The organism is Rhizobium sp. PRIMUS64 (assembly GCF_023006465.1).
In the GTDB taxonomy this organism is placed as follows: Bacteria; Pseudomonadota; Alphaproteobacteria; order Rhizobiales; family Rhizobiaceae; genus Rhizobium; species Rhizobium leguminosarum.
In genome coordinates this window covers 22430-28900 of sequence record NZ_JALBGX010000087.1, presented here as the reverse complement: position 1 = coordinate 28900, position 6471 = coordinate 22430, and the positions used below count along the sequence as shown (strand labels likewise).

General features: G+C 61.0%; 7 protein-coding genes. 6 read left to right on the top strand and 1 reads right to left on the bottom strand.

What is annotated here, in order from left to right:
• The 6 genes from MOV76_RS26990 to MOV76_RS26965 all read left to right on the top strand — a co-directional run.
• Positions 1 to 414: tRNA (guanine(37)-N(1))-methyltransferase (locus tag MOV76_RS26990; protein WP_408988000.1), on the top strand; the 414-nt coding region annotated here is incomplete at its 5' end.
• A gap of 335 nt (positions 415 to 749) precedes the next feature.
• On the top strand, positions 750 to 1298 hold the full coding sequence (gene rplS / locus MOV76_RS26985) for a 50S ribosomal protein L19 (protein WP_018448262.1): 549 nt from the start codon (positions 750 to 752) through the stop codon (positions 1296 to 1298).
• Between the two features lie 145 nt (positions 1299 to 1443).
• Entirely contained in the window at positions 1444 to 2241 is a 798-nt protein-coding gene (locus tag MOV76_RS26980; RefSeq protein ID WP_247265671.1) for a transporter substrate-binding domain-containing protein, read from the top strand.
• Between the two features lie 16 nt (positions 2242 to 2257).
• On the top strand, positions 2258 to 3070 hold the full coding sequence (locus MOV76_RS26975) for an amino acid ABC transporter permease (RefSeq protein WP_247265670.1): 813 nt from the start codon (positions 2258 to 2260) through the stop codon (positions 3068 to 3070).
• A 283-nt stretch (positions 3071 to 3353) separates the two neighbouring features.
• Positions 3354 to 4763, top strand: coding sequence for a 3-isopropylmalate dehydratase large subunit (gene leuC / locus MOV76_RS26970; protein ID WP_018243987.1), 1410 nt, complete (start codon positions 3354 to 3356; stop codon positions 4761 to 4763).
• Between the two features lie 326 nt (positions 4764 to 5089).
• A complete protein-coding gene (locus tag MOV76_RS26965) occupies positions 5090 to 5437 on the top strand; it encodes a hypothetical protein (protein ID WP_026230958.1) in 348 nt (115 codons plus the stop codon).
• Between the two features lie 81 nt (positions 5438 to 5518).
• Here the strand turns inward: MOV76_RS26965 and MOV76_RS26960 are convergent, their stop codons facing one another.
• On the bottom strand, positions 5519 to 6349 hold the full coding sequence (locus MOV76_RS26960; RefSeq protein WP_247265669.1) for an aldo/keto reductase: 831 nt from the start codon (positions 6347 to 6349) through the stop codon (positions 5519 to 5521).
• Positions 6350 to 6471 lie beyond the last annotated feature (122 nt).

Below are 6471 nucleotides of genomic sequence, written 5' to 3'. Positions count from 1 at the left end.
GGCCGGCCGCTGACGCAGCAGCGTGTGCGCGAGCTCGCGGCCGGCGACGGCGTCATCATCGTCTGCGGCCGCTTCGAGGGCGTCGACCAGCGGGTGATCGAGGCACGCGGACTGGAAGAGGTCTCGATCGGCGACTACGTACTGTCAGGCGGCGAGCCGGCGGCGTTGATCGTGCTCGATGCGATCGTCCGCATCCTGCCTGGCGTCATGGGCAACGATCTTTCCGGCCTGCACGAAAGTTTCGAAGGCGGACTGCTGGAACATCCGCATTATACCCGGCCGCAGGAATGGGAAGGCCGGGAAATCCCCGCAATCCTCACCTCGGGCAACCACGGCGCCATCGAGAAATGGCGGCATCAGGAAGCGGTGCGGCTGACCCGGGAGCGGCGGCCGGATCTGCTCGAAAAGGGCTAGCCTATCGGCTCAAAAATCGGATCGATTTTCCGAAGGCACGACGTGTAGATTCAAAACGGTACAGCGTCCTTTGCGTGTCAGAAAAAGACGCGCGGCGCTGTAAAGTGAGAAAAACGGCTGATTTCGCAGCCCTTTTCACAAAAATGCCGCCCAAGGGATGACAAGCCCTGGCCTTTCGTGTATTGGCGCACGCGGAAATGGGGTTTATCCCCGTCTGCCAGCAAACAAAGAATGGCGAATCCGCTCCCGCCCTTGATGGGCAAAGTCCTGAGGCCAGTTCCGAAGGATCAGTGTTGAGCGCTCTGGCTGTTTCAGAAGAACCAAAGGTTAAGACGATGAACATCATTCAGCAGCTTGAGGCCGAACAGGCCGCCAAGATCGAAGCCAAGCGCACGCTTCCCGAATTTTCCCCGGGCGACACCGTCCGTGTCAACGTGAAGGTCACGGAAGGCAGCCGTACCCGCGTTCAGGCCTATGAAGGCGTCTGCATCGCCCGCTCCGGCGGCGGCCTGCAGGAAAACTTCACGGTCCGCAAGATCTCCTACGGCGAAGGCGTCGAGCGCGTATTCCCGGTCTACTCGCCGATGATCGAAAGCGTCGACGTCGTTCGCCGCGGTAAGGTCCGTCGCGCCAAGCTCTATTACCTCAGAGACCGTCGCGGCAAGTCTGCCCGTATCGTTGAAGACACCGGCGTCCGCGCCCGCAAGCTCAACGACGCCGAGCGCGCCGCTATTGCCGAGGAAAAGGCACGCATCGAAGCTGAAAAGGTCGCAGCAGCTCAGGCGCTCGCCGCCGAGAAGGCAGCAGCCGAAGCTGCGGAAGCCAAGGCCGCTGCTGAAGCAGCAGCAGCCGCTGCCGCCGCAGCGGAACCGGCAGCAGAATAAGTTCTGCGCTACGCAAAATTCTTTGCTTGGAAAGGCGGCCTTCGGGTCGCCTTTTCTAATTTTTGTTTCGGCACGCAGCCGGCGGCCTTGCCTCGGGCCTATCTTCCGTGACAGTTTTTGCCGTTCAATTTAGGGGAACCGTTCAATGTTCTTTCGCCGTACCGTTCTTGCGAGCTTCGCCGCCCTTGCTCTTCTGCCCGTGGCCGCATCGGCCGCCGAACTGCCTGATCTTGGCGGCAAGAGCGTCGTCGTCGTCACCGAGAATGCCTATCCGCCGCTGCAGTTCGTCGATCCGAAATCCGGCAAGGCGATCGGCTGGGAATATGATGCGATGAACGAGATCGCCAAGCGGCTGAACGTCAAGGTCGAATACCAGAACACCAGCTGGGACGCGATGATCCAGGCGGTTTCCGACGGCCAGTACAACATCGGCATGACCGGCATCACCATCAAGGAAGACCGCAAACAGAAGGTGGATTTCTCCGACCCCTACATGCGCTCGCAGCAGTTCATGCTGGTGCGCGGCGACGAGAAGCGCTTCACTGACGCCAAGTCCTTCGGCGAATTCAAGGACGGTCTGGTGGGCGCGCAGCCCGGCACCACGCCCTTCTACACCGCGGTCTACGAAGTGCTTGATGGCAACGAGCAGAACCCGCGCATCAAGCTCTTCGAAACCTTCGGCGCCACCGTCCAGGCCCTGAAGGCTGGCGACGTGGACGTTGTGCTGACCGACGGCACAGCCGGCAAGGGCTATGTCGATGCCTCGAACGGCGCCCTGAAGCTGATCGGCGAACCGCTCGGCACGGAGGATTTCGGCTTCATCTTCCCGAAAGGGTCCGATCTTGTCGCCCCGGTCAATGCCGCCATCACCGCACTCAAGGCCGACGGCACGCTGGATGCGCTGAACAAGAAGTGGTTCCTCGACTACAAGATGGGCGAATGACGCCGAGCTGCAGCTGATGGCCTTGCGACCATCTCCCGACAGATACGTCAAGGATGACTATCCCTGGTGGCTGGTCGCGCTTGTCGCGATGGGCCTCGTCCTTGCCGCCGTCATCGTCACCAACGATATCTATGCCCAGGTCTTCCGCACCGTCGTCAACGGTGTCGGCATCACCGTCTTCGTCACGCTGGTCGCCTTCGTGCTCGCCACCGTGCTCGGCCTCGGCATCTGCCTGCTCGGCATGGCCGACAGCCAGGTATTGCGTCAGATTGCACGATTCTACATCGAGATCATCCGCGGCATCCCGATTCTCGTACTGTTGTTCTACGTCGCCTTCGTCGGCGCGCCGGCCCTGGTCGCAGCCTATAATTTCCTGATTTCGCCGCTGGTGACATCAGGCATGGCCGAGCCCATCCTGGTGCGCGACCTCTCGCTGATGTGGCGGGCGATCATCGCCCTGACGGTCGGCTATTCCTCCTTCATCGCCGAAATCTTCCGGGCCGGCTTCCAGTCAGTCGATCTAGGCCAGATCGAGGCGGCCAAGGCCCTCGGCCTCTCGCGCTACCGGCGCTTCCGCTCGGTCGTCTTCCCGCAGGCGATCCGGGTGATCTTCCCACCCCTCTCCAACGATTTCGTCTCGATGGTGAAGGACAGCTCGCTCGTCTCCGTGCTCGGCGTCGCCGACATCACCCAGATGGGCAAGGTCTATGCCGCCGGCTCCTTCCGCTTCTTCGAAACCTATTCGATCGTCACCTATATCTATCTGATCCTGACGATCGGCCTGTCGCTGGCGCTGCGGCGGACGGAGAAATGGATGAAGTCGCGGTGACGGCGCCAATGGCCGCATCACCGAGGGGTCTCAGAAGGCCGCCTGATGATTCAAATTGAAGCCGCCGCGAAAAATCGCTATATGCAGGGCCATGGAATCCAAGTTCAGATGCATTGGTGCGCATATTTTCGTGCTGCAGGACCATTATCGCCTGCCGGCGCGGTTTTTTGCCTGCGTGTCCGGTGCGCTCAACAGCCGACTTCGTTGATCGAATGACGGCCGGCGGAGCCTGATCTGCCATTTCTCGATTTTCCAAAAGCTTTAGAAAAACGGACTTAACGCCATGAGCGCACCGCGTACCCTCTACGACAAGATCTGGGACGATCATCTGGTCGATGAACAGGCAGACGGCACCTGTCTTCTCTACATCGACCGCCATCTGGTCCACGAAGTCACCTCGCCGCAGGCTTTCGAAGGCCTGCGCATGACCGGCCGCAAGGTTCGCGCGCCGGAAAAGACGCTCGCCGTCGTCGACCATAACGTCCCGACCTCGCCCGACCGCCATCTCGGCATCAAGAACGAGGAAAGCCGCATCCAGGTGGAAGCGCTGGCCACCAATGCCGCCGAATTCGGCGTCGAATATTATTCGGCAAGCGACAAGCGCCAGGGTATCGTTCACATTGTCGGCCCGGAACAGGGCTTCACCCTGCCCGGCATGACCATCGTCTGCGGCGACAGCCATACCTCGACGCATGGCGCCTTCGGCGCCCTGGCGCACGGCATCGGCACCTCAGAGGTCGAGCATGTGCTGGCGACCCAGACGCTGATCCAGAAGAAGGCAAAGAACATGCTCGTGCGGGTCGACGGCGTGCTTCCGCCGCACGTCACCGCCAAGGACATCATCCTTGCCATCATCGGCGAGATCGGCACGGCCGGCGGCACCGGCCACGTCATCGAATTTGCCGGCGAAGCGATCCGCGCGCTGTCGATGGAAGGCCGCATGACCATCTGCAACATGACGATCGAAGGCGGCGCCCGCGCCGGCCTGATCGCCCCTGACGAAAAGACCTTCGAATATATCAAGGGCAAGCCGCGCGCGCCGAAGGGCGAGGCGCTGGAACAGGCAATCGCCTACTGGAAGACGCTGCAGACCGACGAGGGCGCTCATTACGATCGCGTCGTCGTACTCGATGCCGCCAGCCTGCCGCCGATCGTTTCCTGGGGCTCTTCGCCCGAGGATGTCATCTCCGTCCAGGGCATCGTTCCGAACCCCGACGACATCCAGGACGAAACCAAGCGCACCTCTAAGTGGCGCGCGCTCGATTATATGGGCCTGAAGCCGGGCACGAAGATGACCGACATCACGCTCGACCGCGTCTTCATCGGCTCCTGCACCAACGGCCGCATCGAGGATCTGCGGGAAGTCGCCAAGGTCGTCGAAGGCAAGACGGTTGCCCCAACCGTCGACGCGATGATCGTGCCGGGCTCCGGCCTCGTCAAGGAACAGGCGGAAGCCGAGGGCCTCGACAAGATCTTCAAGGCCGCCGGTTTCGACTGGCGCGAGCCGGGCTGCTCCATGTGTCTTGCCATGAACGACGACCGCCTGAAGCCGGGCGAACGCTGCGCTTCGACCTCGAACCGCAACTTCGAAGGTCGTCAGGGCTTCAAGGGCCGCACGCACCTCGTCTCGCCGGCAATGGCAGCCGCAGCCGCGATCGCCGGGCACTTCGTCGATATTCGCGAGTGGAACTGATCTGATCCGGCCAACGGATGAGATTGAAAGCCGCCCGATACGCATCGGGCGGCTTTGCATTTTATGGCGTCTGTCGCTTCGACACCCACATGTTGCGATCCGCACAGCTCCGCGCCTTCTCCCACGCGCAAGAGCTCTGCAGCCCTCTGAATTGCTGTGCTAAAGCGCGTGGCGGGCGAGCCCGTTTGTGCATGGCCCGCCTTCCCAATTTCATCCTTTCGGGCAATCGACATCGATAAATTCCTGTGGCCTCATCGATAATCAGGCGCGACACGCGACAGATACCGTTCAGGCTTCGGCGAACACCGCGCCATCGGGGAAGCGCCATGAGGCAGAAATTAGTAGTGAGTTTACTGCGAGCCAGCCTGATCATGTTTGCACCGCTGGCATCGATCGACGCCGTCGGCGCCGCGCCGATGCATCCAGCCATACCGACAGTCACGGTCGCCTCGGACCAACTGCTGCAGGTCGCGCAGAAGAAGATACCTTCACTTAACGGATATCGCGGCTACAGCAGTGGCCGGCCCGGCTATATCAAGAGCGCCAATGGTTATTGGTATCCCTCACGCGCCTTCGACGATTATACCGGCTCAATTGGAAGACCGCAGAGCCTGGGCAATAGCTGCAGTTACGGCTTCGCGCCGACCAACGGATCGTCCAATTGCAATTATTGACTGAAGGCTGCATGCCTCCATCAAGTGCGGCCGCCCGGGTGATCTCTCCGCCGGGGCGACCGCTGATGCCCTCGAAAGTGCTCAGAAGGCGGCCGTCATCGGATCCGGTCCCATGCGGGCGCTGGCGCTGTCGAGTTTGGCGATCGCGGCCATGTCGTCGGCATCGAGCTTGAAGTCGAACACCTGGAAGTTCTCCTCGATGCGCGACGGCGTCACCGATTTCGGGATGACGACAAGGCCGGTGTCGAGGTGCCAGCGAATGATCACCTGAGCCGGCGTCTTCTGATGCTTTTTGGCGATCTCGCCTATATCAGCGTTCGAGATGAACTTGCCCTGGCCGAGCGGGCTCCAGGATTCGGTGGCGATACCAAGCTTCTGATGAGCCTCCTGCGCCGCCTTCTGCTGGAAATCGGGATGCAGCTCGATCTGGTTGATGACGGGAACGACGCCGGTTTCGCCGATGATACGCTCGAGATGTTCAGGATAGAAATTCGACACGCCGATCGAGCGGGCGCGACCCTCTTCCCGGATGCGCACGAAAGCCTTCCAGGTCTCGGTATAAAGGCCGCGATGCGGCGACGGCCAGTGAATGAGATAGAGGTCGACATATTCGGAACCGAGCTTCTTCAGGCTGCCGTCGAAGGCGCGCAGCGTATTGTCATAGCCCTGATCGGTATTCCTGAGCTTGGTGGTGACGAAGATGTCCTTGCGGTCGAGGCCGGAAGAACGGATGCCTTCGCCGACGCCCTCTTCGTTGTCGTAACCGGAAGCCGTATCGATGTGACGATAGCCGGCGGCGATCGCAGTGCGCACGGTGGGAGCGGCAATATCCTGCGGCGTCTGCCAGACGCCGAGGCCGACTTGTGGAATGGAATGTCCGTCATGGAAAGTGATGATAGGTTGAGCGGTCACAATATATCTCCGGGAGTTTGAAGAATTGGACGAGGCATGAATTGCGCCCGCGCTTGCGGACGTCCCTGAACGCATTTCAGCCGGAGCGTTCGGTCACCGGAAGCATATAGGCGACCGCATCC

Excerpts from the sequence above, each read along its gene's own strand:
- MOV76_RS26965 (WP_026230958.1), top strand. The coding sequence starts at position 5,090 with ATGAGGCAGAAATTAGTAGTGAGTTTACTGCGAGCCAGCCTGATCATG.
- rplS (WP_018448262.1), top strand. The coding sequence starts at position 750 with ATGAACATCATTCAGCAGCTTGAGGCCGAACAGGCCGCCAAGATCGAA.
- MOV76_RS26975 (WP_247265670.1), top strand. The coding sequence starts at position 2,258 with ATGGCCTTGCGACCATCTCCCGACAGATACGTCAAGGATGACTATCCC.
- MOV76_RS26980 (WP_247265671.1), top strand. The coding sequence starts at position 1,444 with ATGTTCTTTCGCCGTACCGTTCTTGCGAGCTTCGCCGCCCTTGCTCTT.
- leuC (WP_018243987.1), top strand. The coding sequence starts at position 3,354 with ATGAGCGCACCGCGTACCCTCTACGACAAGATCTGGGACGATCATCTG.